Genomic DNA, 24,957 nt, shown 5'->3' with positions numbered 1-24,957 from the left:
GCGTCGGTCTCGTCTAGCCATCCTCCTCGCAGACTTCATGTGTTCAAACGCCGATAGAGCCGTATCGATCCCAATCTCGTAGGGATCGTTCACGCGGCGAATTGGCGCCGATTTCAATGCCATTCCGATCCTTCCCCGAGTCGCTTCGGCTGGCAGACTGTGGGCGCGATTTTCCAGAGCAGCCCGCGATGACCGAGTGGCTGCCTCGAGCTACCGAGGAAGCCATGGGCGTCCAGCGTTTCATTGCCAGCAACAGCCGCGAAGCCATGCGCCAAGTGAGATCGGCGCTGGGGGATCAGGTGTTGATTCTTTCCAACCGCTCCGTCGAAGGCGGCGTCGAGATCATTGCCATGCCCGAACAGGAGCATGAGCAGGCGCTTTCCGAGTTCGATCCTTCGACGACGGAGGTCGTCGTCGCGACACCGGCCGCCGAACCCCTCGGTGACGCGACCGTAGAAACCCTGCAGGCGCTCAACCGGCAGCTGCTCGATGATGTCCGCATCATGTTGCGCGAAAGCACTGTTTCCACGCCATCCGCCTCGACATCCGTTGTGTCGACGCTTATTACCGGCTTGCGCCAGCAGCTGGTTCAGGCCGGGTTCAGCGCCACGCTGGCCGATGAGGTGTTGCAGGATCCGCCGGAGGAGTTGCGCGACGAAGCCCCGGAATCCCCCGCAGTGAAAGCTTGGCTGGTGCGTCAGCTGCGCTCGCGGCTGTCGTTGCTGGAGGACGAGGACGCCGTGTTCGACGCCGGCGGCGTGTTTGCGCTGGTCGGGCCCACCGGCGTCGGCAAGACCACCACGACGGCCAAACTGGCGTCGCGCTACGTGATGCGTCACGGCCCCAAGGATGTCGCGCTGGTGACGACCGACAGCTACCGGATCGGCGCCGCCGAACAGCTGCGTATCTACGCGCGGCTGCTGGGCACGGAAGTCCATGCGCTGGAGGCGGACGGTGATCTCGGCGACCTGCTGACGCGTCTGACCCAGCCGCGCCGGGCCTTGCTGTCGCGCAGTTCGGGGAAAAAGCTGACGGTGATCGACACCGTCGGCATGAGCCAGCGCGATCAGCGTCTGATGGGCGAGATCGCGCGGCTGGGCAGCGGCCCGGCAACGGTTCGGCGGGTGCTGGTGCTCAATGCGGCCAGTCATGGCGATACCCTGGCGCAGGTCATCGAGGCCTGGCAGCAGGCGTCGATGGAAGCGGGGGAGCCGTTGTGGGGCTGTATTCTGACCAAGCTGGATGAAGCGGCGCGGCTGGGAAGCGTGCTGGACGTGGTCATGCGTCACCGGCTCAAGCTCTGCTATGTCTCGCGTGGGCAACGGGTGCCGGAAGATCTCGAGCGCGCGGATGCCGAATCCCTGCTCGACGAAGCGCTGTCGCTCGCGGGGGAATCCCCTTTTTCAAGTGCCCCGGCGGGACGCGAGCTAGCCCCGCAGCAGGCACGCCAGCAGGCATTGTCGCGAGGCGTGCTGCGCCAGAGCGACGCTCTGGCGGCCACCCTCGATACCCTGAGACAGCACAACCTGGGCATGACGCTGCTGGAGCAGGTCTGGCAACGGGCAAAACGTCCCAATAACGGCCCCGACAAGTTTGCTCAACTGATGGCCGACGCCACCCAGCAAGGTTTGCTCACGGCAGAGGACGCGCCGCATGCGCTCTACTGGTCGAGGACTTCCAGCGTCAGCGGTGCCGATCGGGCGATGCCGCTGGTCTCGCTGAATCATCAGGGCATGCCCCAGCCTCTGAGCTGGCCGCGCCATCGGCTGCCCGCGGGCCATGCCGAGCAGCAGCGCTGGGCCGATGGGCTCGGAGCCGGTTGGCACCTGTTGATGCAGCTGCCGGCCGTCGCCGATCTCGAACGCCTCGACGCCGCCGGTGGCGGCTGGCTGGCCGCGGTGACCGGCGCGCGGCGGATTCGTCACGCCGGCGAATGGTTGACGTTGTCTCAGGCGCTGTCGCAGACGATGGCGCTGGGTGAGGCCGTCGAACCGCAGCCCGTTCGCCACCAGGGGCGCGCCGCCAGTCTTCATCTGACGCGACTGGAGACGAGCATCAGTCAGCGCCGGCAGGATCCCCACGGGTTGCCGGTGCTGGCGTGGTGCGGCGAGATCCGGGATGCCGATGATGGCCGCCGACTGGTACGTCGCTATTGGTTGAGCAGCAGTCATGCGGGGCTGGATATGGCATCGCGGATGCCTCAGGCCGTGCTCGTCGAAGCCTTGCCCGGGCTGACCCGGCAGGCCGATCAGCTGATGCAGGAGCGCGGCCTGATGAAGGATCGGGAGCAGCGCTGGCATCTGGCCTCGATGCTGGCCGCGCTGGCCCTGCGATTGGGCGCGGAAGACGCAACCTGGGCGATGGATGTTCGCGCGCGTCTATCGGGCATCGCGCAACGTCGCTGCGGGCGCCGCCCCAAGGCGCTGCTGGAAGCGCTAATGGATACGCTGAGCGCCCATGACGCGCTGACGCAGGCGGGCGTCGTCACCGCTTCCGGTCGAACGGTTGCGGCGTGAGGGATCAGGCCGCGGGGCTGCGTGCCTGGGCGGAGCGCCCCGATTCCCTGGTGTTGGGTGTGATCGGCGATCCGGGAGAGGACGCGCTAGGGCGAGCGCTAGCGCAACTTCCCCGCGTCGAAGGCCGTCGCTGGCAAGCCCTGCGCAACGATCAGGTTCGGCAAACGAGCGTGACGGCCTGGATGCTATGGGTCGATACGGCTGGGTTTGATGTGGCTGAGGTTGGCGAGGTTGGGCTCGACGTGGCCGATCTCTACCGCTGCGTGAAGCGCGCACTGACACCCATCACCGCGCCAGCGGCTTCCGCCACCTCTCTGCCTCTGCTGCTCTGGCTCGACGATGACGATAAAGAGGGTGCACCTGCTCTGGATCCCGCGACGATGCGCCTGCTTGCCAATCTGGGCACGACTCTCAAACGCTTTCTGAACGTCGAACTGCTGCGCGACCCGGCCGACTGGCAGCGTCGTCTGATCGCGTCGGGTCGCGTATCGGCAGCGAGCGGCTAGTTCGAGCGGCTAGCACGAACGACCGGCACGTGGCGCCCGGGCCGGTCCGGCCATCCGTTCAGAACAATCGCGACAGCAGCGCCGTCACCGCGGTTTCCACCCGTAGAATCCGCTCCCCCAGATGAATGCCCTCGAAACCCAGTTCGAGAAATTTCTCGACTTCGTAATCGACGAAACCGCCCTCCGGGCCGATGGCCAGCAGGGTCGGATCGCTGATCCCGCGCGGGCACTCCTGACTCAGGCCGGGATGCGCCAGCAGGCCGCGCTGACCCTCGAGCAGGGCCGGCAATCGATCTTCCACGTAGGGTTTGAAGCGCGTCTCGAACGTGATCTCCGGCAGCCGGGTATCGCGGGCCTGTTCCAGCCCCAGCAGCAGATGCTGGCGGATCTTGTCCGGCTTCAGCTCGGGGGATTGCCAGTAGCTCTTCTCGACGCGGCGCGTATGCATTAGCGTTACGCGTTTGACCCCCAGTGCCGCGACGTGCTCCAGCGTCCGTGCCAGCATTCGTGGTCGCGGCAGCGCCAGCAGCAGATGAACCGGCAGTGGCGCCGGCGGCTCGCGGTCCAGCGTGACCCGGAACCGGGCTTGCGTCTCTTCCAGCGAGAGCAGCTCACCGCGCCCCATCAGGCCATCGAGGGCGCCGACAGTCAGCACGTCGCCGGGGCTGGCGCCGTGGACGTCGCGCAGGTGGCTCAGGCGGCGGGGGTCGCGAATGACGGCGTGAGTGTCATCCAGCCATTCATCGGGTTGCAGCAGAATCAGGTTCATGGGCGGGCGTTCGAGACATCGTGAAAAGGGATCGGGCCGGGCGGCCATTCTGCCCGAACGGGCGTTACCTGAACACAGCGGCGAGCACAGCACCTTTCTGACATAATGCCCCCTTGCTTTTACCCACACACACTCTTACACAGCCAGCCAAGGCTCGGCACAAGAAGGCTAGCGATGAAGGTTTTGATCATTGGCGGGGGCGGGCGCGAACATGCGCTGGCGTGGAAAGCGGCACAATCGCCGCAGGTCGAGACGGTTTTCGTGGCACCGGGCAATGCCGGCACCGCGCGCGAGCCCGGACTGACCAACGTTGCCATCGATGTCATGGATAGCAAAGGGCTGATCGCCTTTGTTCGCGACAACGCGATCGAGTTGACCATCGTGGGGCCGGAAGCGCCGCTCGTCGCTGGCGTCGTCGATGCGTTCCAGGCCGTGGGGCTTTCGATTTTCGGGCCGAGCGAAGGCGCCGCGCAGCTTGAAGGCTCCAAGGCCTTCACCAAGGATTTCCTGGCGCGCCACTCGATTCCGTCCGCCGATTATCAGACTTTCAGCGACGTCGCGCCGGCGCTGGCCTATCTCGGGAAGATGGGGGCGCCGATCGTGATCAAGGCCGACGGCCTGGCCGCGGGCAAGGGCGTCGTCGTGGCGATGACCGAAGCCGAAGCCGAAGCGGCGATTCGCGACATGCTCGAGGACAACGCCTTCGGCGACGCCGGGGCTCGGGTCGTCATCGAGGAGTTTCTCGACGGCGAGGAGGCGAGCTTCATCGTCATGGTCGACGGCGAGCACGTGCTGCCGATGGCTACCAGCCAGGATCACAAGCGCGCCGGCGATGGCGATACCGGCCCCAACACCGGCGGCATGGGCGCCTATTCGCCGGCCCCCGTGGTCACCGAGAGCGTCTATCAGCGCATCATGGACGAGGTGATCCTGCCCACCGTCCGCGGCATGGCGGCCGAAGGTCATCCTTATACCGGCTTTCTCTACGCTGGGTTGATGATCGACGCCGATGGCGCTCCCAGAGTGATCGAGTACAACTGTCGTTTCGGCGATCCGGAAACTCAGCCGATCCTGATGCGGTTGAAGAGCGATCTGGTGGCGCTATGCCAGGCCGCGCTGCAGCAGCGGCTCGATCGGGTCGAGTGCGAGTGGGATCCGCGTGCCGCCGTGGGTGTCGTGCTGGCGGCGGAAGGCTATCCCGGTGACTATCGCAAGGGTGACGAGATCGGCGGGCTCGATGCCGCGGATGCCGCTGGTTGCAAGGTGTTCCACGCCGGCACTCGCGTCAGCGACGATGGTCGCGTCGTCACCAGCGGGGGCCGTGTGCTATGTGTGACCGCTCTCGGCGAGACGGTCGGCGCGGCGGCATCGCAGGCCTATGCCAGCGTCGAGGTAGTCCGCTGGGCCGGCGCCGAGTACCGCCGCGATATCGCCTATCGCGCCATCGCCAGAGAGCGTCGGTCAACCTGAGAAAACCTGTCGACCGGCGTGACAAGAGCGCCGGCCGTCCTGTCAGTCGGCTATGTAGAGATAGTCAGTCACTGAGAGATAGTCAGTTACTGAGAGAAAATCGGGCAGTTTAGAGACAAGGGAATCCGCGATGCAGCGAGTGACGTGCCAAAGAATGGCCGGACAACGGATCGACTTCTCGAGCGATCTCGGGAGTTCGTTGAATCTCGTCGTCGGGGAGGCCTGGCATGTCGCGTGAATTTCCGATCATCGCGGTGACCGGCTCCTCGGGGGCCGGCACTACTACGGTCAAGCGCACCTTCGAGCGCATGTTCGCCCGCGAGGATGTGCATGCCGCGTTCATCGATGGCGACGCCTTTCACCGTTATTCCCGGGCGGAGCTGGCCCAGATCCTGCAGACCGAGCCGGAGCGCAAGGCCGAACTTTCGCATTTTTCGGTCAACGCCAACCTGCTCGATCAGCTCGACGCGCTATTCCAGGAGTACGGCGAGAACGGCAAGGGAACCTATCGCCACTACATTCATGCCGAAGACAAACGCATGATCGAGGCGGGCTGGCAGGTCGGCACCTTCACCGACTGGCAGCCGATTCCCAGCGGTACGGATCTGATGCTCTACGAAGGGCTTCACGGTGGTCTGGTCACTCACGAGGTCGACATCGCCCGGCACGTCGACATGCTGATCGGCGTGGCGCCAACTATCAATCTCGAGTGGCTGCAGAAGATCGATCGCGATACCAAGCTGCGCGGCTACTCCCAGGAAGCGGTCATCGATACCATTCTCGGACGCATGCACGATTACGTGCGCTATATTCAGCCCCAGCTGTCGCGCACGCACATCAACTTCCAGCGTGTGCCGACGGTCGATACCTCCAACCCGTTCGAACTGCAGGACGTACCCAATGACGGCGAGTCATTCGTGGTGATTCGTTTCCGGGATCCCGCGGCGGTGGACTTTCCCTATCTGGTCACCATGATTCATGATGCCTTCATGAGCCGGCCCAACACGCTGGTCGTGCCGGGCGCACGGCTGTCATTGGCGATGGATCTGATCCTCGCGCCCCAGGTGCGCCAACTGCTGGCCCAGCGTCGCTTTCGCTGAGCGCCAGCCGCCGCTGCCGGCAAATCATCTCGAACTCAGGAGCTATCATGGAGCCGACACTCTTCAGCAAGATCATCGATCGCGAAATAGCCGCGGATATCGTCTATGAAGACGACCACGTGCTGGCGTTCAACGACATCAATCCGCAGGCGCCCACGCATATCCTGATCATTCCCAAGAAGCCGATCGCCACGCTCAATGACATCGAGGAAGGCGATCTGGCGCTGGTCGGGCGGCTGCAATACACCGCGGCCAGGCTGGCCAAGCAGCTCGGCTTCGCCGAGGACGGCTATCGAGTGGTGATGAACTGCAACGAGGCGGGCGGTCAGTCGGTCTATCATATCCACATGCATCTGCTGGGTGGCCGTTCGATGCAATGGCCGCCGGGCTGAGGGAAGACGCGTTCGAGGCGCATCTTGTGCCAGCTCGTCGACAATAGTCGACCTTGTTCAGCCGTTAGATTGCCAGGAGACATCGATGACTCGCCAGATTTCCCGCGCCGATAATCTGATTCACCAGTTCGATACCGTGCTGCGTACGCTGGTGCCCAAGGCCGCCCAGCCGAGTCGCCCATCGCCGGCCAACGTCCAGCCCGAGAGTGTCCTGAACGATGAGCAGCGTCATCAGGTCGCGGGGTTGATGCGTATCAATCATACCGGCGAGGTCTGTGCCCAGGCGCTCTACCAGGGCCAGGGGCTGACGGCCAAGCTGACCGAGACCCGCGAGCGCATGGAAGAGGCCGCGGCGGAGGAGATCGACCATCTGGCCTGGTGCGATCAGCGCCTGCAGGAGCTCGATAGCCGCACCAGCTATCTCAATCCGGCGTTCTACGCCGCTTCTTTCGGGCTGGGGGCATTGGCCGGCGCCATCGGCGACCGGGTCAGTCTCGGCTTCGTGGCGGCGACCGAAGAGCAAGTCGGGCGGCACCTAGAAGCCCATCTGCGCAAATTGCCGATGGACGACAAGCGCTCGCGTGCGGTGCTGGAACAGATGCGTATCGACGAAGCGCAGCACGAGCTCTCGGCGCTGGAATCCGGCGGCCAGCGCTTCCCGCTGCCGCTGAAGTGGGGTATGCGGCTAGTGTCGAAAGTCATGACGACGAGCGTATATCGGATCTGAGCTACGAGCTACGAGCTACGAGCTACGAGCTACGAGCTACGAGCTACGAGCTACGAAACACGCCAGCGACGTTGTCGCTGGCGTGTTTCTTGCTGATCGGTTGGCTTTTCTCGGCGGTTCGCGGCCTACGCCTCGACGATCTCGTAGTCGTGGGTGATTTCGACGCCGCCCTTGGCGAGCATCAGCGAAGCGCTGCAGTATTTCTCGGCGGAGAGATCGACGGCGCGCTTCACGACGGCGTCTTTCAGCCCCTTGCCGGTGACGACGAAGTGGACGTGGATCTTGGTGAAGACGCTGGGCGTGCCGTCGAAGCGTTCGGCTTCCAGCGTGGCGACGCAGTCGGTGACTTCGGCGCGAGCCTTCTCGAGGATCTGGATGACGTCGAACGAGGTGCAGCCGCCGAGACCCATCAGCACCATTTCCATCGGCCGCGGGCCGGTATTGCGGCCGCCGTTGTCCGGGTTGCCGTCGATCACGACGCTATGACCGCTACCGGATTCGGTGACGAACTGGCGGCCGTCGGTCCATTTGACTGTGGCTTTCATGATGAGAGTTCCTTGCTGGGGATTCGTTGCCGAATCGCGCGGTGGATGATGGCGGCAGGATAACATCCTCGCCGGACGTCAGCTCGACGCCGAGTCCGAAACGAGCCTTGCTTCCAGCTCGGCCAGCCGTTCCGGGGTGCCGACGTCGACCCAGTCTCCCCGATGATGCCAGCCGCCGACGCGACCCGCCTGCATTGCATCCACCAGTAGCGGCGCCAGCTTGGCAACCGTGCCGACTGGAAGATCGGCGATCAATCGGGGGTGAATGACGCCCAGCCCGGCATAGATCAGGCGCGGTTCGCCCTCGGCATGCAGCCGCCCGCGATCGTCGAGATGAAAGTCGCCACGGCGGTGGAAATCGGCGGTGTCGACCATCGCCAGCGAAGCCAGATCGCCCTCGGCCAGGGCGAGTCGTTCGAGCGGAAAATCCGTCCATACGTCGCCGTTGACCAGCACGAAGGGCGCCTCGTCCAGTTCGGGTAGGGCCTGGCGGAGCCCGCCGGCCGTTTCCAGCGGGGTCTCCTCGATGCTGAAGGTCAGAGAGACGCCAAAGCGTTCGCCATTGCCGAGGGCGTCGATGATCTGCTGCGCCCGGTAGCTGACGTTGATGACGATGTCGTGAATCCCCGCTGCCGCCAGACGTTCGAGGTGGTGGACGATCAGCGGCTTGCCGGCGACCGGCAGCAGCGGCTTGGGGCAGTGATCGGTGAGCGGGCGCATCCGCGTGCCGAGACCGGCGGCGAGAATCATCGCTTTCATGATCTCCCTCCGGCACCGCTGTTCGTTCTGTGCTCGGCCAGGCGGGCTTCCATCGCCGGACGGTAGCTCTCGCGCAGCCAGCGATGGAACTCGCCGAGCGCCGGTAGCGCAGCGAGCCCTTCGTCGAGATGGGCGTAGAAGTGGGGCAGCCATTCGAGATAGCGCGGCTTGCTGTCGCGCAGACAGAGCCGGCAGAACTGGCCCAGGATCTTGAGCTGGCGCTGGGCGCCGATCGCCTCGACGCCTGCCCGGAACGTCTCGCCATCGGTATCCAGCGAGAGCCGTCCGGCAGCGAGGCAGCGCTGGCGAAAATCCTCGATCCAATGGTCCATCTCTTGCCGCGACCAGCGGTGATAGCGGCCTCGCAGCAGCGATATCAGATCGTAGCCGAGCGGACCGGCCAGCGCGCCCTGGAAATCGATGATCCACAGCCGGTCCTGATGAATCATCAGATTCATGGCGTCGAAATCGCGATGCACGGCGACAGTGGGGAGTGTCGCGATATGGCCGAGCAGATGACGCTTGACCTCAGGCCACTGCGACGGCGTTTCGATCCCCAGCCAGCGTGTCAGGCCCCAGTCGGGGAAGCGGTCCATCTCTTCTTCGAGAAAATCGAGGTCGTAACGTGGCAGCGAAACGCTCGGGGCGCGCTGTTCGATCTCGTCGAGTACGACAAGCGCACGGCTCGTACCCGCCCGCGCGCCGGCGTCGGTATCGAAGTGGTGATGCAGGCTGTCGTTGCCGAGATCGTCGAGTTCGATGAAGCCCTGTTCGAGATCGACGGCATGGATCATCGGTACCGGCAGGCCCGCCGCGTGCCATTCACGGCCGATGGTCACGAAGGGTTGGCTATCCTCCAGCGCCGGTGGCGCATCCATGACGATCCGGGTGCTGGCGTCGGGAAGAATGACGCGACAGTAACCGCGAAGGCTGGCGTCACCGGCGACGGCTTCCAACCGACATGCCTCTGGCGCAAGGTGATGGCGGGCAGTGATCCAGTGGCGAAGAGCATCGAGGCGCAAGGTCATGCGGGTTTCCGGTCGTTGGGGCGTGGCTTAATGTCGTGTGACGATCGAGATGTCGGTCGTTGAGGTGGCTCGTCGTCGCCCGATGACGCAGCGAGTTGACGGGCCGGGAATGGCACCGCATGCTGGGTTCCATTCTGGGCGCGCCGTGCGAACCGTGCCTCGCCCGACGGTACGAGACAGTGCTTCGCGGAGCGATCATGAGTCTCGCAGGGCGACCGTGATGGTGGCTCCGCGACCGTCGGTCAGTGTGCCGCTTTTGTCCGGCGCCGCCAAATCGTAGAGCCTCGCCAGCCCTGAGGGCGTCGCTGAATCGATAGGCGTCACTGAATCGATAGATATCGTCGGCTTCTGTAGCAGCGTTCGGCCAAGGCCCAGACGGTTCAACAAGGAATGGCTTCGCGGCAAGTCCCGTCGAGGTCTGTATACTACCGGCTCCACACGGCAAGGACACAGAGGACATGGGCAAGCGACTGGTCTGGACTGCCCTGACTGGCCTGATTTCATCGACGGCTCAGGCGGCGCCCCCCGCACCATTACCGGCGGATCAGCTGGACTGGGCGCCCTGGGGCGATCAGGCACCGGCCGGCGACCTTTGTGGTGGCCGCTATATCGAACCGGGCTATATCCTGCCCGAGGGCAAGACTCCCGAAGAAGTGCTGTCCGACTCGGGGTCGGCCGAGTACGGCAACGACGGCGAAACCATTCTGGGTGGCAATGTCGTGCTGCGTCGCGGCGGAAGCCAGCTGGAGTCGCCGCAGGTTCGGGTCAACGCCGCCCGGGATACGGCCTTTGCCGATGGGCCGCTGACGATTCGCTACCCCGGCATGCTGGTGCGCGGCGAAGACGGCCAGGTTTCGCTCGATAGCGATGCCGCCCGCATCGATGACGCCCACTACGTAGTCCACGACCAGCGCCTGCGGGGCGATGCACGGTCGATGCAGCGCCTGGACGACGGCCGTTATCGGATGACCGAGGCCAGCTTCACGACCTGTGCGCCGGACAGTCGCCTGTGGCGACTGGTGGGCAGCGACGTTACTATCGATCGCGAGCAGGGCTACGGCACCGCTTCCAACGCGCGACTGGAAATGGGTGACGTGCCGGTCTTCTACTGGCCATGGGTCCGTTTTCCCATCGATGATCGGCGTCAGAGCGGCTTTCTGTGGCCGACGATGGGGATCTCCAGCGACGGCCTCGATTACAGCCAGCCTTACTATCTCAATCTGGCGCCAAACTACGACGCCACGATCACCCCACGCGAGATCACCGACCACGGCCTCATGCTGGGCGGCGAATTCCGCTATCTGTTCGGCAGCGATCAGGGAACCGTCGAAGGTGCCTACCTGCCCAACGACAGCGGCGGCGAGAGCGAGAACCCCAACGATCCCGATGATGCCTTCGACGGCGAAGATCGCTGGTACATCGACTATAGCCATTACGGTCAGTTCAGTGATCGGCTGGACTACGCCATGCGTTATGGCGCTGCCAGCGACGGGCGTTATTTCGATGACTTCGGGCGTGATTTCGGCGAGCAGGACACCGAATATCTCGAGCGGCTGGCGCGTCTGAGCTACCAGGGCACGACCTGGAATCTCGATGCGCGAGCCCAGGGCTACCAGCGTATGGATTATCCGCTGGACGAGAACGATCGGCCCTATTACAAGCTGCCGAGCCTGTCCGCCAATGCGCGCTGGGATCAGGACAACGGCTTCTATCAGGAGTGGAATTCCAACGCGACGTACTTCTGGCGCGATCTTCATGGGGTCGACAGTGACGGCTTCTGGGAGGACGAAGAGACCGGCAACACTCGCCAGATTCGGCTGCGCGAAGCGGCCAACGGCTCGCGCGTCAACCTGACCCCGGCCATCGGCTGGCGCGGGCAGCCCAGCTGGGGTTTCCTGGAGCCGCGCTTCCAGCTGTGGCAGACCGACTACCAGCTCGATTACGGCAACCGCAACACGGATCGCGACGAGAGCCTGTCGCGCACGGTACCGGTCTCCTCGCTGGACTCCGGCCTGATCTTCGAGCGTGACGTGTCGATGTTCGACCAGCAATGGAAGCAGACCTTCGAGCCGCGGCTCTATTACGCCTATGTACCGGAGCGCGACCAGTCCGAGCTGCCGGACTTCGATACCGACGAGCGAGCGATCTCCTGGAGTCAGCTGTGGTCGCCGTATCGCTTTACCGGGTCCGATCGCGTCGGCGACGTCGACAAGCTTTCCTACGGCGCCTCTACCCGGTTCCTCGAGGACGACACCGGGCGCGAGCGGCTGTCGCTGTCGGTGGGGCAGAGCGCGTACTTCTCCGATCGCAATATCGACATGGACGGCGATCCGGATACTCTGCCGAACAAGGAAACCGACTACGAGGATTGGTATCGTGCCACGCGCGATCGCTCGCCGGTCATCAGCCAGCTGGACTGGCGCATCAATGACCAGTGGCGTACGCGTTACGAATGGTTCTACGATGCGGACCGCTCCAAGACCGAAAAGGCGTCGGCCTACCTGCAGTACCTGAGCCCGGCCGGCCACGTGGTGAACCTCGGCTACCGTTGGCAGCTCCAAGGGTTCGACCCCTCGGGTGAAGACGACGATCGGCTGAGCTACAACCGCGAGGATTACGATGTCTCGTTCGCCTACAAGGCTACGTCGTCGCTGGACCTGATCGGTCGCTATCTGTACGACAACACCAACAGCCGCGATCTGGAAACCCTGGGCGGCGTCCAGTTCAACAGCTGCTGCAGTGCCGTGCAGGTCGTGTGGCGTGAATGGGTCGAGGACAACGACACCGCCAATAACACGGACGATGACTACACCGATCGCGGTCTGTTCCTGCGCTTCGTGTTCAAGGGCCTGGGCGGCGTCGGTCAAGAAGCCGACAGCTACTTCGAGCGGTCGGTGCCGGGTTATCAGGCGACGCAGTTCTGATAGACGGACGGAATCGAGAAACAGGCTGTCGAGATTCGTCGATCGAAAGCGTCGGTTCAGCAGTCAACGAGAGCCAGCCGGTCAACGAACGCGGTCAATCAATGTATAACGGCGGGCCCGCAGGGCCCGCCTCTCCATCAAAGCAAGAGAGGTAGGCATGCGTCTTAGAGTATGGATCCCCCTGGCGCTGGGAATGCTGCTGTCGCCGTTGCCCGCAATGGCGGAAGTCGTGCCGCTGGATCGTATCGTTGCCGTGGTCAACGACGATGCCATCATGCACAGTCAGCTCGAAAGCCGCGTTGCCCAGGCACGCGACCAGCTCCGCTCCAACAACATCCAGATGCCCCCCGAGCAGGCGCTGGAGCGTCAGGTGCTGGATCGGATGATCGTCGAACAGATCGAGCTGCAGATGGCCGACGACGCCAAGCTGAGCATCGACGAGACCCAGCTCAACACCACCATGCGTGGCATTGCCAAGAACAACGGCATGAGCCTGGAAGCGTTCGCCGATACGCTGGAAAAGCAGGGCCAGAGCCTGGCTGAAGTGCGCGAGCAGGTCCGCCGTGAGCTGCTGGTTCGGCAGGTGCAGCAGAGCCAGGTGGCCAGCAAGATCACCGTTTCCGATCGCGAGGTCGATCGCTTTCTGGCCCAGCGCAGCGAGAACAGCAACATGGCGTATCACCTGGCGCAGATCCTGATCGCCGTGCCGCAGTCGCCGACGCCGGATCAGGTGACCCAGGCCCAGGCCGAGGCGCAGAAAATCTACCAGCAGCTTCAGGATGGCGCCGACTTCCAGCAGCTGGCCGTGGCCGAATCCGACGATGCCCAGGCGTTGCAGGGTGGCGATCTCGGCTGGCGTCAGGCGGCACAGATTCCGACCGTTTTCGCCGACGTGATCCCCGATCTCTCCAAGGGCCAGGTCAGCGAGCCGATTCGCAGCCCCAGCGGGTTCCACCTGGTCAAGTTGCTCGATACCCGGGGCGGCGGCAGCGAGCAGATGAGTCGCGATCAGGCCAGCCAGGCGATCTTCGAACGCAAGGTCAACGACGAGATCGAAGCCTGGATCCAGGAGATCCGTGCCAGCGCCTATATCGACAACCGTCTCGATAAAGAGTGATGGCTTCGCCGGTACTGGCATTGACCACCGGCGAGCCGGCCGGCATCGGCCCCGAGCTTGCCCTGGCGGCAGCTCGGGACTGGCAGCGGCTCGATGCGACAGTGGTCGCCGTGGGCGACCCGGATCTGCTGGCCGAACGCGCACGGCACCTGGGCTGGTCGATCGAGCTGGAAGTTCTGACCCCCGGCGATCCCTTGCCGGCGCCGGTCAACGGCAAGCTGCCGGTATGGCCTGTCTCGCTGGCAGCCCCTTCGACGGCTGGCCGTCTTGACTCTGCCAATGCCCGCTACGTGCTGAAGACGCTGGATGTTGCCATCGAGGCCTGCCGGCGGGGAGTGGCCGACGCCATGGTGACCGCGCCGCTGCACAAGGGCGCGATCATCGACGGCGGATACGCCGGTTTCACCGGCCACACCGAGTATCTGCGCGACGCCTGCGGTGTCGACGAGGTGGTGATGATGTTGGCCACCGAGCGTACCGCCAGACCGCTGCGGGTGGCGTTGGCCACCACCCATCTACCGCTCTCGATGGTGCCCGGCGCGATTACCGATGCGGGTCTGACTCGCGTCACGCGCATTCTGGCTCAAGAGCTGACGCATCGATTCGGCATCGTTTCGCCCCGGATACTGGTCTGCGGGCTCAATCCGCATGCGGGAGAGGGCGGTCATCTAGGCCGCGAAGAGCTGGAGATCATCACTCCGGCGATGGACCGACTGCGCGCGGCGGGTCTCGATATCGTCGGCCCGCTGCCGGCGGATACGCTATTCACGCCACGCCATCTCGATCATGCCGACGCCGTGCTGGCGATGTACCATGATCAGGGCCTGCCGGTACTCAAGTATGCCGGGTTCGGGCAGGCCGCCAATATCACGCTGGGCCTGGGTTTGGTACGCACCTCCGTCGACCACGGCACCGCGCTCGATCTCGCCGGTAGCGGCGTGGCCGACGTCGGCAGCCTTCGGGTCGCCTTGCAGGTTGCTCGGCAGATGGCCGCCCGCGCCCACTGAAGGAATTCGTTTTTCATGTCTACACGTTCCTCCGATCGTTCCCCGCTGCCTCGGGCCCGGAAACGCTTCGGTCAGAATTTTCTCCAGGATCTCGGCGTGATCTCGCGCATCGTCCGGGCCATCGGTCCGCGCGCCGGGGATCGCTTGGTGGAGATCGGTCCGGGGCAGGGGGCCCTTACCGGGCCGATTCTCGAGGCCAACGGGGCGCTCGAAGTGATCGAACTCGATCGCGATTTGATTCCCGGTCTGCGGGTCCAGTTCTACGACTATCCCGACTTCACGATTCACGAAGGCGACGCGCTCAAGTTCGATTTCCAAGCATTATCGCAGCAGGATGGCCGGCCGCTGCGTGTCGTGGGCAATCTGCCCTATAACATTTCGACGCCGCTGATCTTCCATCTGCTGGCTGCTCGGGGGGCGATTACCGACATGCACTTCATGCTGCAGAAGGAAGTGGTCGAACGCCTCGCGGCCGAGCCCGGCGGAACCAACTGGGGCCGGCTGTCGGTGATGACCCAGTACCACTGCGAGGTTGAATCGCTGTTCGTGGTCTCGCCGGATGCCTTCGTGCCGCAGCCCAAGGTCGACTCCGCGATCGTGCGGCTGACGCCGTTTGCCGAGCTGCCTTCACCGGCCAACGACGAGGCGCATTTCTCCGACGTGGTGCGGCAAGCCTTCGGGCAGCGACGCAAGACGCTGCGCAATAACCTCAAGGGCGTCATCGAGGTCGAGGCGCTGGAAGCGCTGGGCATCGATCCCGGGCGTCGGCCGCAGACGCTGCGTGTCGACGAGCTGGTCGCCATCAGCAACTATCTGACGAGTGCGGGTGCGACGGACGGCGATTCGACGGACGGTGATTCGATGGGCGACGCTTCGACAGACAGCCCGGTAACGAGGAGACCTTCATGAGCGAGGCGCCTCCCACCGTTACGGTCGAGATCGAGCCTTCGTTCCGCGAAGACGAATCGTCACCCGGCGACAAGCGCTTCGTGTTCAGTTACACGGTGACCGTTCATAACCAGTCCGAGCACAGCGTGCAGCTGCTGTCGCGCTACTGGAAGATCACCCAGGGCCACGGCAAGGTGCAGGAAGTGCGCGGCAACGGCGTGGTGGGCAAGCAGCCGACGATCGCCGCCGGTCACAGCTTCCGCTATACCAGTCGCGCGGTGATCGAGTGTCCGGTAGGCGTCATGCAGGGCAGCTACACCTGCGTCGATCTCGCCAGTCAGACCTCCTTCGATGTCGCCATCGCGCCATTTCGTCTGGCCGGTCCCAATCAGATCCACTGACTGACGAGATTCGACGGCCATTAGAATGGCGTCTCTTTATCGGCATCGCTTCATCACCCGGATCGTATCACCTACACGAGGAATGGCATGGCAACCTACGCAATCGGCGATCTGCATGGCTGCTACGCCGAGTTCGAAGCGCTGTTGGCACGGCTCGACTTTTCGCCCTCTCGAGACCATCTGTGGCTGACCGGTGACCTGATCAACCGGGGTCCCGATTCGCTGGGGTGCCTGCGCAGGAGCGTGGCGCTGGATGGCGCCGCCAGCGTGGTACTGGGCAACCATGATCTACATTTGCTGGCAGTGGCACGCGGTCATGGCAAGCTCAAGCGCCATGACACCCTGACCGAAATTCTCGAAGCGCCGGATCGAACCGAAATGCTGGAGTGGCTGCGTCGTCAGCCGCTGATGGTTACCGATAGCCAGCATGACGCTTTCGACAAACGTTACGTGATGACCCACGCCGGGCTGCTGCCGCAGTGGTCGATAGCCCAGGCGAGCGAACTGGCCGCCGAGGCGGAAGCGGTCTTGCGCGGTGACGATGTCGATGATTTTCTGAGCGTGATGTACGGCAATCTTCCGGCGCGATTCACGCCTGAGCTGACCGGCCAGGACCGTATTCGGGCCATCATCAACGTTTTTACCCGCATGCGCTTCATCGCCGCCGACGGCACGCTGGATTTCGCCGCCAAGGAGGGGCTCGACAGCGCCCCGGCGGGCTTCGCGCCCTGGTTCACCTACCCACGAGAGCTTTCGAGCGAGTACTCTCGTGAGAAGCCGCGTGAGTCTACGCTTGCCGAGGAGAGGGTTACGCTGATCTTCGGCCACTGGGCGGCGCTGGAAGGCGTCACCCCAGAGGCGCGAGTCGACGTGGAAGCGTTGGATACCGGCTGTGTGTGGGGCGGTTCGTTGACCGCCCTCGATCTCGGCAGCGGCGAACGCATCGAAGAACCCTCCCGGCGTGGGAATCGCTGAATCGTTCTGGCGACCCCTGCCCAGCGCCCGATTCGTCTCAAGACTTAGCCCTTTCCTCATCCCCGATCAGGAGTGATCCATGACTCAGTCCTTCGAACACCTCGATCCGACGACGCTGGCGCAATGGCTGAGCGAAGGGCGGCCGTTGCAGCTGGTCGACATTCGCGATCCGCTGAGCTTCTCGCAGGGCCATATCCCCGGCAGCCGCCATCTCGATAACACCACGGTGGCGGACCTGGTAGAAAAGACGCCCGGTGAAACGCCGCTGGTAGTGGTCTGCTATCACGGCCATTCCAGTCAGCAGGCCGCGAGCTGGCTCGCCGGCCAGGGCTTCGACGAGGTCTACAGCCTGGATGGTGGCTTCGTGGACTGGGAGCATCGCCGGCCCGAAAACGTCGAGCGCTAGGTTTTCGCCCCGCACTGACTACGGAGCCAGACGATGAACACGCAACCCGATTCACGTCTCGACCCGCGACTCGACGGCCTGGAGGTCTATCTAGTCGGCGGCGCCGTTCGCGATGCCCGCCTGGGGTGGCCGGTGGGCGATCGTGACTGGGTCGTGGTTGGCACCACGCCGGAATCGATGCGCCAGCGCGGGTTCAAGTCGGTCGGTCGGGATTTTCCGGTCTTCCTGCATCCCGATTCACACGAGGAGTACGCGCTGGCCCGCACCGAGCGCAAGCAGGGTCACGGCTATACCGGGTTCGAGGTTCACGCCAGCCCCGACGTGACGCTGGAGGCTGACCTCGCGCGGCGCGACTTCACCATCAACGCCATGGCCGAGACGCCGGACGGCGAGCTGATCGACCCCTACGGGGGCGCCGCCGATCTCGCCGTCGGACAGCTCAAGCACGTCTCGGCGGCGTTCGTCGAAGATCCTCTGCGCGTGCTGCGGGCGGCCCGGTTTCTGGCCCGCTATCGCAAACTGGGTTTCACGATCGCAGCGGAAACCCAGGCGCTGATGGGTCAGCTGGTGGCCAGTGGCGAGATGCGTCATCTGGTCGCCGAACGCGTCTGGACCGAGACACACAAGGCCCTCGGCGAAGCCGACCCCGGCGCCTACTTCGAGACGCTCGACGACTGCGGGGCACTGACCGAACTGATGCCGCCGTTGGCGACGCCGGCACTGGCCGACGTGATTGCCAGGCTCGGTCGCGTGCCGGACGAGTCCACGACGTCGCAGCAGGCGCTGTGGCGCTGGGCGCGACTCGGCGAGCATCTCGAGGACGTCGAACAGGCCCGGCTCAACGACGCCGTCAAGGCGCCCAATGCGTATCGGGATGCCATGCGTCTGGCGTCCCTGTCCCGTCGTTTGCGTCGGCAGCTGGACGGTGAGCGGCCCGCGGCCGAAAGTGGTCGCGCCGAAGCGATCATGACCTGGCTCGACGCCATCGATGCCTGGCGACGGCCGGAGCGGGTGGCGCCGCTGCTGGCTTTGATCGCGCATGATGACGGCGAGCTGGCGGACGACCTGGCGCTGGCCTGGCGGCTGGCCGCGCAGATATTGCCCCAGGCGCTGCTCGATGACGGCTTTCGCGGCCCGGAACTGGGCAAGGAGCTGTCGCGCCGCCGCGAAGAGACGGTGCGGGAGGCGCTGGAAGGCCGCTAGCGCGACGCCGAGGCCGCCAACGACAACGCCCGCTGCGTGTTTCACGCAGCGGGCGTCTTGCGTCAGTCCATCTCGTTTGCCTAGATGAACAGGCCAATAATCAGCGCCATCACCAGCCCGATCACCCCGATGAGAGTCTCCATTACCGTCCAGCTTCTCAGCGTCTGTGCCTCGGTCAGGCCGAAATAGCGGTTGACCAGCCAGAAGCCGGAGTCGTTGACATGGCTCAGCACCGTGGCGCCGGAGGCGATCGAGATCACCAGCAGGCCGAGCACCGGGCCGTCTAGATTGAGCGTGGTGATGACCGGCGCCATCAGGCCGGCGGCGGTGATCATGGCGACCGTGGCCGAGCCCTGAATCACGCGAACGGCGGCGGAGATCAGGAACGCTAGCAGAATCGGCGGCAGCGCACTGTCGGCCATGATGTTGCCCATCACTTCGCCCACGCCGGAGTCGATCAGCACCTGCTTGAATACGCCGCCGGCACCGGTAACCAGAATGATGATGCCGGCCGGCTCCAGCGCCTTCGTGGCGACTTCCATGACCTGTTCACGACTCATGCCGCGGCGCGTGCCCAGCAAGGTGAACGCCAGTAGCGTGGCCAGTGTCAGTGCCACGAACGGATGACCCAGGAAGGTCAGGGCGGCCAGGACCGGGCTATCGTCCGGCAGAATGACACCGGAAACGGTATTGAGCACGATCAGCGCCAGCGGCAGCAGAATGATTGCCAGAATCAGCTTGAAACTGGGCAGGCCGGTGGTATCGACGTCGTTTTTCGGCAGATCCATGTACTCGGGGATCTGCGCATCGATGCGCTTGGCGATCCAGCGGCCGAATAGCGGACCGGCAATGATCATGGCCGGCAGGCCACAGATGGCACCGAACAGGATCACGTAGCCGAGATCGGCGCCGATCAGCTTGGCGACGGCAATCGGGCCTGGCGTCGGCGGAATGAACGAGTGGGTGACGGCGAGCCCGGCCAGCAACGGAATGCCGTAATAGAGCAGCGAACGTTTGGTGCGGCGCGACAGCGCATAGATCAACGGGACCAGAATAATGAACGCGACGTCGAGAAAGACCGGGATGGCCACCAGGAAACCGGTGACGCCCATCGCCCACTGCGAGCGATTCTCGCCGAATTTATCGAGCAGCGTGCTGGCCAGACGGTCGACACCGCCGGAGACTTCCAGCATCTTGCCGAACATCGCGCCCAGGCCGACGACGGTAGCGACGAAGCCCAGCGTGCCGCCCATGCCTTTTTCGACCGTATCCAGCAACTGGTCGACGTCCATGCCGGTAAACAGCCCGACCAGCCCGCTGACCACCAGCAGGGCGACGAACGCATGCAGGCGCAGCTTCATGACCAGATAGAGCAGCACGATGATGCTGCCCAATGCGGCAAGTATCAGGGAAGTGGGGCTATCCATGGCAACGAAAATCCTTTGTGAGAACACGTGACGCAAGAGCTGGATATACGCCCTTGGTGGCGTTGTGCTTCGCGGTAGAGTTGGAGAAAATGAATGTTACCGGTAACAAGTCGATCTCAACAATGCACCTAAAGGTGTAGAGACAATCACGGCCAAATTGGTTTAGGCCAAACCGTCGCCGAGTGGGTCCGGATTCCTCGATAATCGAATCGGGCGAGTCGCCGGGCTGAAGGGGGCGAGGGCTCGACGCGAACGACGCAGGCATCAGCCAGCTATGCGAGAATCGTTCGGTCAAAAATCACTGGGTCAAGAACCGCTCAAGCATCAATCACACACGCATCAATCGGAAGGCAACGTCATGGACGCAAAGATGGGTCAGCGCATCGTCGTGATGGGCGTATCGAGCTGCGGCAAGACCGAAGTCGGGCAGCGACTGGCGACCGCACTAGGCGGACGTTTCCTGGACGGGGACGACTACCATTCGCCGGAGAGCGTCGCCAAGATGTCTCGCGGCGAGCCCCTCGACGACGACGATCGCGCAGGCTGGCTGAACCGGCTGGCAGAGTTTCTGGCCGAAGCCAAGGGGCAGGGGGAGACGCTGGTCATCGGCTGCTCGGCACTGAAGCGCCGTTATCGCGATATCCTGCGCAAAGGCGACGAGGCCCTGACCTTCGTTCACCTCGCCGGAAGCCGCGAACTGCTGCTGCAGCGCATTCAGTCGCGTCGCGATCACTTTTTCAAGGGTGAGGCGATGCTCGACAGCCAATTGGCCACGCTCGAGGCACCGGGCAATGACGAAGCCGTCACCGTCGATATCGCCGGGACGCTCGAGCAGGTGGTCAATGAATCGGTATTGAAACTCGAAAAGCGCTTTCTGGCTGCAGAGCGGTAAAACCCGGTGTGATGAAAAGCCGGTTTGATATCTCCGTCACAGACTGCCGCCGCGCCGAATCCGGAATCCCAGATCCTCGCTGTTCGGCGCCAGCGGTGCGCCCTTGAGCCGTGCCAGCAGCCGTGTGGCGATGGTATCGCCAATGCGGCGTCGCGGGGTTACAACGGTCGCCAGCGGCGGCGCGGTCGCCTCGGTGATGTCCAATCCGTTGAAGCCGGCCAAAGCCAACTGCGCTGGTACGTCGAGACGGCGCCGCTGACATTCGAACAACGCGCCGGCGGCCAGATCGTCGTTGCCGCAGAAGATGCCTTCCAGATCCGGCCATCGCTCCAGCATCGACGCCAGCATCTCTCCGCCCAGCCGGTAGGAGGAGGGGTGCGGCGTCGTCAGGCAGCGCTCGGTCGACAGGCCCGCCTGGCGCATGGCCGTTTCCCAGCCGGCCAGGCGCAGCTGCGCACGATAATCCATGCGCGCGCCAAGAAAGCCGACCCGCCGATAGCCCTGATCGAGGAACGTTTGCGTCATCGCCCTGCCGGCCTCGTGCTGGTCGAGCCCGACGTTGATATCCAGAGGCGTCTCGGTCAGTTCCAGCGTCTGGACCACCGGCACCCGGGCTCGGATCAGCAGGCGGCGAGCATGATCGGTATGGCGAGAGCCGGGCAGAATCAGCGCCTCGACGCCGTAGCACAAATAGGTATCGATCAGCCGCTCCTCCTCGAGAATCGAGTAGCCGGTATGACCGATCAGTACCTGATAGCCTGCGGCGCCGAGCCCTTCCTCGATACCGCGCTGGATCTCCGAGAACACCGAATTGGAGAGCGAGGGAATCAACAACGCCACGCTGTGCGAGCGCCCGCTGGCCAGCGCCCCGGCGGAATGGTTGGGGATGTAGCCGAGCTCGTCGATGGCGGATTCGATGCGTAGTCGCAGCGCCGCGGAAACGAGATGGGGTTCACGCAGGGCGCGTGACACCGTGACCTTGGTGACGCCGACACGTTCGGCAATATGCTGAAGCGTGACGCGCCCCGATGAACGACGCGGCATGGCAATCCCCGGAAGCGAGTGGTTATGACCGGTTGTTGTTTCGGTTGTTACCGGTAACTTCTAGGCAGATTATCATGTGTGGTTTGACCCTTTCCTTTGGGCCATCGTCGTAGATCGCGGGAGTGATCGGGTGAGAATGATGGCTCGAGGTCAGAATGACAGCAACAGCAGAATCAGCGGTGGTGACAGCAGCGACAGCAGAAAGCCGCTGACGATGGCCAGCGGTACACAGGTGATGCCGCCGTACTGCTGGATCACCGGGAGGCTCACATCCATCGACGTCGCGCCGGCGTAGCCGATCGCCAGCGGCATGGCGCGGCGAATGAACAGCGGCACCAGCAGGAAGGCGAGCAGTTCCCGGGCCAGGTCGTTGAAGAAGGCCGCGCCGCCGAGCACCGGCCCGAGCTGGTCGCCGATCAAAATCCCGGAGAGCGAATACCAGCCGAATCCTGACGCCAGCGCCATACCTTCGTTCCACGGCAGTTGCAGCAGCGGTGCCGCGATCAGCCCTGCCAGCATCGAACTCACGAATACCGTCACCGCGATCGCCAGCCCCAGCCGATTGAGCAGAATCTGGCGCAGGCCGAGTCCGGAATTACGCAGCTGACAGCCGATCAGAAAGAGCAGGGCGTAGAGTGCCCAGGTTGCCAGTGTTTCCGCCAGCGGAGCCAAGTGCCAATCGAGAGTTTGAGCGCCCGCGCCGAGACAGACGCCGAGCAGCACGACCCCTGCCAGCTGCAATGACCCTAGCATCGCCTGCAGCTTGCCGGCGGGAGCCGAGCCGCCTTCGTCACTATTCACCAGCGGTTGACGGCGCGCCAGCCGTCGCCGCGATAACCAGGCCAGCGCCAGCAGATTGATCGGCGAGATCACCACGAACAGCACCAGCGCCGTGGCTCCGATCCGCGATAGCTGGCCGAGCAGATCTTCGAGCCCGCCGAGACTCACGCCCATCAGCAGCAGAATCACGTAGACCGACGCGCCGACGCCACGATCGATCGCCTGACGGATCCCGGCCTGTCGTACGGGTATCAGGTAGCCCACGATCAGAGGGAGCAGAATCCACAACAGTCCAAGCAGCATGCCGACTCCAGGCGCGTATCAAGGGAAAGCGAGCACAACACGAAAACGGACGCCGATAAATCGGCGCCCGTGAATGGGCAGGAACTCTAGAGGATCCGTGTCGAAGAGGGAAGACAGCCGGACGGTTATCGCTCTGCGGTGCTTCCTGTGGCGTCGTTCGGCCGATCCAGTGTCAGATCGGTCAGCGTCAGGTGGCTACGCTCCTCACCCTCTTTGACGTAGCGCATCTTCAGCAGCAAAGCCGGTATCTCGCGGTGGAAGGTGAAGTAGAGATGGCGATCACGCTTTTCCGGATCCCAGGTATCCACGGTAACGCCCGGAAACGTACCGGCCGGCGTATCGATATCGCCGCGATCTGTCACGCGGTAGTAGAGCGTTTCCGTCTTGCCCTTGTGGTTCTGGTAGTCGAGCTCGCAGGGCGATACCTGCGTGCTGGCGCAGCGGGCGTCAGGCGCCTTGCGCGACAGCTCGAACAGCGCCGTCTGGCGGTCCGGCAGCGACTGCAGCTGCGACTGGTCCAAGTGATACTCGTCGCCGATCCCCACCAGCGAATAGGCGCTGGTGTAGTCGATCGCCTGCACGCGGTCACCGTCCAGCTCGAACTGGCCACGCTCTTCGCCGCTGGCGACCTTGATGCTGGCGCGCATGGTGCTCTCCCAGACATTGTCCCAGCCACCGCCGGGGTGCGAGTCATTGCTCACGCGCGACAGCTGGTGGGTGATCGTCGCGTCCGGCCAGCCACTGATGTCGAGCTGATAGTGGGCGGTGAACGGCGTCGGCGCGGCGAATATCGAGCCGCTCCAGCAGAGCAAGGCGACCAGAAGGGCGGCGATGCGAGGTTTGAATAGGCTCGTCGGCATCGGAGCTCCTATGTGAAAACTAGAGTCCCCTTCAGACGTCGTTTGCCCGGTCAGGTTCCGCCTATCAAAAGTTCAATACCCCGCCTCGGGATCGATGGTCTCGACCGCCTGGCCCTTCGACATCGCGTCCAGCGCGTCGGCGACCTGATCGGCGGCAGCGCCGATCGGGGTCGGTCCGGCCATGTGCGGGGTGATCAGGATGCGCGGATGGCGCCATAGCGGGCTGTCTGCGGCCAACGGTTCATTCGGGAACGCATCCAGCAGAGCGCCGCGCAGGTGGCCTTCCGACTCTCCATCGCCGAGTGCGTCGAGCAGGGCGGGCTCGTCGATCAGCGTGCCGCGACCGGGGTTGATCAGACTGGCCCCATTAGGGAGCTTGGCCAGATTGTCGCGGTCGATGATGTGGCGCGTGGCCGGCGTATCCGGCAGCAGGGTGATCAGCGTCTTGACCTGTCGCAGCAGCGTGTCGAGCCCGTCGTCGCCGTGATGGCAGGTGAGTCCGTCGATCTGTTTGGGCGAGCGACTCCAACCGAGGACCGGATAACCATCGGCGGCGAGCATCTGCGCCACCCGCGTGCCGATGGCGCCGAGACCCAGCACGCCGATCGGCCAGTCGGGCTTGTCGACCACGGGCACCTCGCGCCATTCGCTCGTCGCCTGCTGACGCCGGTAGCGGTCGAAGTCGCGCTGGAAATGCAGCACGCCGTAGCGCGCATAGTCGCCGATCAACTCGCCCATACCGGCGTCGCGCAGCTTGACGATGGGGAGCTCGCGGGGCAGCGAGGGGTTCTGTAATAGGGCATCCACCCCGGCACCCAGATTGACGATGCCCTTGAGCGCCGTCTGTTCGTCGAACACCGAAGCCGGCGGCTTCCAGGCGACCAAGTAATCGACCTGCGGGTTGCCGCTGTCCTTCGC

The 24,957-nt window shown here is 64.0% G+C and carries 24 protein-coding genes; 15 read left to right on the top strand and 9 right to left on the bottom strand.

The features are described from left to right. Positions 1-188: 188 nt before the first annotated feature. Positions 189-2,516, top strand: a complete 2,328-nt coding sequence (gene flhF / locus BTW08_RS16520; protein ID WP_168170680.1) for a flagellar biosynthesis protein FlhF — start codon at positions 189-191, stop codon at positions 2,514-2,516. Continuing rightward, the gene (locus tag BTW08_RS16515) at positions 2,513-3,022 is read left to right on the top strand and encodes a hypothetical protein (protein WP_075563610.1); all 510 of its coding nucleotides are present in this window, start codon (positions 2,513-2,515) and stop codon (positions 3,020-3,022) included. The genes flhF and BTW08_RS16515 overlap by 4 nt, the downstream gene beginning before the upstream one ends. 58 nt (positions 3,023-3,080) lie before the next feature. Here the strand turns inward: BTW08_RS16515 and BTW08_RS16510 are convergent, their stop codons facing one another. Further along, positions 3,081-3,791, bottom strand: a complete 711-nt coding sequence (locus BTW08_RS16510; protein WP_075563609.1) for a 16S rRNA (uracil(1498)-N(3))-methyltransferase — start codon at positions 3,789-3,791, stop codon at positions 3,081-3,083. A gap of 174 nt (positions 3,792-3,965) precedes the next feature. On the opposite strand from BTW08_RS16510, the gene purD reads away from it, so the two are divergent. The 4 genes from purD to coq7 all read left to right on the top strand — a co-directional run bounded on the left by purD (position 3,966) and on the right by coq7 (position 7,480). Beyond that, positions 3,966-5,261: a phosphoribosylamine--glycine ligase gene (gene purD / locus BTW08_RS16505; protein WP_075563608.1), complete on the top strand. Its 1,296-nt coding sequence runs from the start codon at positions 3,966-3,968 to the stop codon at positions 5,259-5,261. Positions 5,262-5,488: 227 nt separating this feature from the next. Next, positions 5,489-6,361, top strand: a complete 873-nt coding sequence (locus BTW08_RS16500; protein ID WP_075563607.1) for a phosphoribulokinase — start codon at positions 5,489-5,491, stop codon at positions 6,359-6,361. Between the two features lie 47 nt (positions 6,362-6,408). Continuing rightward, positions 6,409-6,753: a histidine triad nucleotide-binding protein gene (locus BTW08_RS16495; RefSeq protein WP_075563606.1), complete on the top strand. Its 345-nt coding sequence runs from the start codon at positions 6,409-6,411 to the stop codon at positions 6,751-6,753. An 85-nt stretch (positions 6,754-6,838) separates the two neighbouring features. Continuing rightward, complete coding sequence (coq7, locus tag BTW08_RS16490; RefSeq protein ID WP_075563605.1) at positions 6,839-7,480, top strand: 2-polyprenyl-3-methyl-6-methoxy-1,4-benzoquinone monooxygenase; 642 nt, start codon at positions 6,839-6,841, stop codon at positions 7,478-7,480. A gap of 125 nt (positions 7,481-7,605) precedes the next feature. Here the strand turns inward: coq7 and BTW08_RS16485 are convergent, their stop codons facing one another. From BTW08_RS16485 to BTW08_RS16475, 3 genes are all read right to left on the bottom strand, one after another. Next, positions 7,606-8,025, bottom strand: coding sequence for an OsmC family protein (locus BTW08_RS16485; RefSeq protein WP_075563604.1), 420 nt, complete (start codon positions 8,023-8,025; stop codon positions 7,606-7,608). 78 nt (positions 8,026-8,103) lie between these two features. Beyond that, positions 8,104-8,784 carry an N-acetylmuramate alpha-1-phosphate uridylyltransferase MurU gene (murU, locus tag BTW08_RS16480; protein ID WP_075563603.1) on the bottom strand — a complete coding sequence of 227 codons (681 nt, stop codon included), beginning with the start codon at positions 8,782-8,784 and terminating at the stop codon, positions 8,104-8,106. Then, positions 8,781-9,812 carry a phosphotransferase gene (locus BTW08_RS16475; RefSeq protein WP_075563602.1) on the bottom strand — a complete coding sequence of 344 codons (1,032 nt, stop codon included), beginning with the start codon at positions 9,810-9,812 and terminating at the stop codon, positions 8,781-8,783. Before BTW08_RS16475 ends, murU begins: the two co-directional genes overlap by 4 nt. A 458-nt stretch (positions 9,813-10,270) precedes the next feature. Here BTW08_RS16475 and lptD point away from each other — a divergent pair, with 458 nt between their 5' ends. The 8 genes from lptD (at position 10,271) to BTW08_RS16435 (ending at position 18,733) form a co-directional block, all read left to right on the top strand. Next, positions 10,271-12,736 carry an LPS assembly protein LptD gene (lptD, locus tag BTW08_RS16470; RefSeq protein ID WP_075563601.1) on the top strand — a complete coding sequence of 822 codons (2,466 nt, stop codon included), beginning with the start codon at positions 10,271-10,273 and terminating at the stop codon, positions 12,734-12,736. A 157-nt stretch (positions 12,737-12,893) separates the two neighbouring features. Then, entirely contained in the window at positions 12,894-13,853 is a 960-nt protein-coding gene (locus BTW08_RS16465; protein ID WP_075563600.1) for a peptidylprolyl isomerase, read from the top strand. Beyond that, entirely contained in the window at positions 13,853-14,860 is a 1,008-nt protein-coding gene (pdxA, locus tag BTW08_RS16460; RefSeq protein WP_075563599.1) for a 4-hydroxythreonine-4-phosphate dehydrogenase PdxA, read from the top strand. The genes BTW08_RS16465 and pdxA overlap by 1 nt, the downstream gene beginning before the upstream one ends. A 15-nt stretch (positions 14,861-14,875) precedes the next feature. Beyond that, positions 14,876-15,769 carry a 16S rRNA (adenine(1518)-N(6)/adenine(1519)-N(6))-dimethyltransferase RsmA gene (rsmA, locus tag BTW08_RS16455; RefSeq protein ID WP_075563598.1) on the top strand — a complete coding sequence of 298 codons (894 nt, stop codon included), beginning with the start codon at positions 14,876-14,878 and terminating at the stop codon, positions 15,767-15,769. Beyond that, positions 15,766-16,149, top strand: a complete 384-nt coding sequence (gene apaG, locus BTW08_RS16450; protein ID WP_075563597.1) for a Co2+/Mg2+ efflux protein ApaG — start codon at positions 15,766-15,768, stop codon at positions 16,147-16,149. The genes rsmA and apaG overlap by 4 nt, the downstream gene beginning before the upstream one ends. Before the next feature lie 87 nt (positions 16,150-16,236). Next, positions 16,237-17,124 (top strand): symmetrical bis(5'-nucleosyl)-tetraphosphatase, encoded by an 888-nt coding sequence (locus BTW08_RS16445; RefSeq protein ID WP_075563596.1) that lies wholly within the window; start codon positions 16,237-16,239, stop codon positions 17,122-17,124. 79 nt (positions 17,125-17,203) lie between these two features. Next, positions 17,204-17,530, top strand: a complete 327-nt coding sequence (gene glpE / locus BTW08_RS16440) for a thiosulfate sulfurtransferase GlpE (protein WP_075563595.1) — start codon at positions 17,204-17,206, stop codon at positions 17,528-17,530. A 33-nt stretch (positions 17,531-17,563) separates the two neighbouring features. Further along, the gene (locus BTW08_RS16435; RefSeq protein WP_075563594.1) at positions 17,564-18,733 is read left to right on the top strand and encodes a polynucleotide adenylyltransferase; all 1,170 of its coding nucleotides are present in this window, start codon (positions 17,564-17,566) and stop codon (positions 18,731-18,733) included. Between the two features lie 80 nt (positions 18,734-18,813). Here the strand turns inward: BTW08_RS16435 and BTW08_RS16430 are convergent, their stop codons facing one another. After that, entirely contained in the window at positions 18,814-20,160 is a 1,347-nt protein-coding gene (locus tag BTW08_RS16430; RefSeq protein ID WP_075563593.1) for a gluconate:H+ symporter, read from the bottom strand. A 358-nt stretch (positions 20,161-20,518) separates the two neighbouring features. Between BTW08_RS16430 and BTW08_RS16425 the strand changes: the two genes are divergently transcribed. Next, on the top strand, positions 20,519-21,052 hold the full coding sequence (locus tag BTW08_RS16425) for a gluconokinase (RefSeq protein ID WP_075563628.1): 534 nt from the start codon (positions 20,519-20,521) through the stop codon (positions 21,050-21,052). 36 nt (positions 21,053-21,088) lie between these two features. Here BTW08_RS16425 and BTW08_RS16420 read toward each other — a convergent pair whose 3' ends face one another. From BTW08_RS16420 to BTW08_RS16405, 4 genes are all read right to left on the bottom strand, one after another. After that, positions 21,089-22,096: a LacI family DNA-binding transcriptional regulator gene (locus tag BTW08_RS16420; protein WP_139313698.1), complete on the bottom strand. Its 1,008-nt coding sequence runs from the start codon at positions 22,094-22,096 to the stop codon at positions 21,089-21,091. Positions 22,097-22,246: 150 nt separating this feature from the next. Further along, positions 22,247-23,179, bottom strand: a complete 933-nt coding sequence (locus BTW08_RS16415) for a lysine exporter LysO family protein (RefSeq protein WP_075563591.1) — start codon at positions 23,177-23,179, stop codon at positions 22,247-22,249. A gap of 125 nt (positions 23,180-23,304) precedes the next feature. Then, positions 23,305-24,039, bottom strand: a complete 735-nt coding sequence (locus tag BTW08_RS16410) for a hypothetical protein (RefSeq protein WP_075563590.1) — start codon at positions 24,037-24,039, stop codon at positions 23,305-23,307. A gap of 72 nt (positions 24,040-24,111) precedes the next feature. Beyond that, positions 24,112-24,957 (bottom strand): glyoxylate/hydroxypyruvate reductase A (locus BTW08_RS16405; protein ID WP_075563589.1); only part of this gene is annotated, 846 nt, incomplete at its 5' end.

The sequence above is a fragment of the Salinicola sp. MH3R3-1 genome (assembly GCF_001937155.1).
Lineage (GTDB): Bacteria > Pseudomonadota > Gammaproteobacteria > Pseudomonadales > Halomonadaceae > Salinicola > Salinicola halophyticus.
The sequence above is the reverse complement of the archived record's forward strand: the minus strand, read 5'-3'. Positions and strand labels throughout refer to the sequence as shown.

Bases quoted from the DNA above. Each gene is read 5' to 3' on its own strand.
- coq7 (WP_075563605.1), top strand. From the start codon at position 6,839: ATGACTCGCCAGATTTCCCGCGCCGATAATCTGATTCACCAGTTCGAT.
- rsmA (WP_075563598.1), top strand. From the start codon at position 14,876: ATGTCTACACGTTCCTCCGATCGTTCCCCGCTGCCTCGGGCCCGGAAA.
- pdxA (WP_075563599.1), top strand. From the start codon at position 13,853: ATGGCTTCGCCGGTACTGGCATTGACCACCGGCGAGCCGGCCGGCATC.
- BTW08_RS16445 (WP_075563596.1), top strand. From the start codon at position 16,237: ATGGCAACCTACGCAATCGGCGATCTGCATGGCTGCTACGCCGAGTTC.
- BTW08_RS16510 (WP_075563609.1), bottom strand. From the start codon at position 3,791: ATGAACCTGATTCTGCTGCAACCCGATGAATGGCTGGATGACACTCAC.
- BTW08_RS16475 (WP_075563602.1), bottom strand. From the start codon at position 9,812: ATGACCTTGCGCCTCGATGCTCTTCGCCACTGGATCACTGCCCGCCAT.
- BTW08_RS16465 (WP_075563600.1), top strand. From the start codon at position 12,894: ATGCGTCTTAGAGTATGGATCCCCCTGGCGCTGGGAATGCTGCTGTCG.
- murU (WP_075563603.1), bottom strand. From the start codon at position 8,784: ATGAAAGCGATGATTCTCGCCGCCGGTCTCGGCACGCGGATGCGCCCG.
- BTW08_RS16485 (WP_075563604.1), bottom strand. From the start codon at position 8,025: ATGAAAGCCACAGTCAAATGGACCGACGGCCGCCAGTTCGTCACCGAA.
- purD (WP_075563608.1), top strand. From the start codon at position 3,966: ATGAAGGTTTTGATCATTGGCGGGGGCGGGCGCGAACATGCGCTGGCG.
- BTW08_RS16500 (WP_075563607.1), top strand. From the start codon at position 5,489: ATGTCGCGTGAATTTCCGATCATCGCGGTGACCGGCTCCTCGGGGGCC.
- glpE (WP_075563595.1), top strand. From the start codon at position 17,204: ATGACTCAGTCCTTCGAACACCTCGATCCGACGACGCTGGCGCAATGG.
- BTW08_RS16410 (WP_075563590.1), bottom strand. From the start codon at position 24,039: ATGCCGACGAGCCTATTCAAACCTCGCATCGCCGCCCTTCTGGTCGCC.
- flhF (WP_168170680.1), top strand. From the start codon at position 189: ATGACCGAGTGGCTGCCTCGAGCTACCGAGGAAGCCATGGGCGTCCAG.
- BTW08_RS16495 (WP_075563606.1), top strand. From the start codon at position 6,409: ATGGAGCCGACACTCTTCAGCAAGATCATCGATCGCGAAATAGCCGCG.
- apaG (WP_075563597.1), top strand. From the start codon at position 15,766: ATGAGCGAGGCGCCTCCCACCGTTACGGTCGAGATCGAGCCTTCGTTC.
- BTW08_RS16430 (WP_075563593.1), bottom strand. From the start codon at position 20,160: ATGGATAGCCCCACTTCCCTGATACTTGCCGCATTGGGCAGCATCATC.
- BTW08_RS16420 (WP_139313698.1), bottom strand. From the start codon at position 22,096: ATGCCGCGTCGTTCATCGGGGCGCGTCACGCTTCAGCATATTGCCGAA.
- BTW08_RS16425 (WP_075563628.1), top strand. From the start codon at position 20,519: ATGGACGCAAAGATGGGTCAGCGCATCGTCGTGATGGGCGTATCGAGC.
- BTW08_RS16435 (WP_075563594.1), top strand. From the start codon at position 17,564: ATGAACACGCAACCCGATTCACGTCTCGACCCGCGACTCGACGGCCTG.
- lptD (WP_075563601.1), top strand. From the start codon at position 10,271: ATGGGCAAGCGACTGGTCTGGACTGCCCTGACTGGCCTGATTTCATCG.
- BTW08_RS16415 (WP_075563591.1), bottom strand. From the start codon at position 23,179: ATGCTGCTTGGACTGTTGTGGATTCTGCTCCCTCTGATCGTGGGCTAC.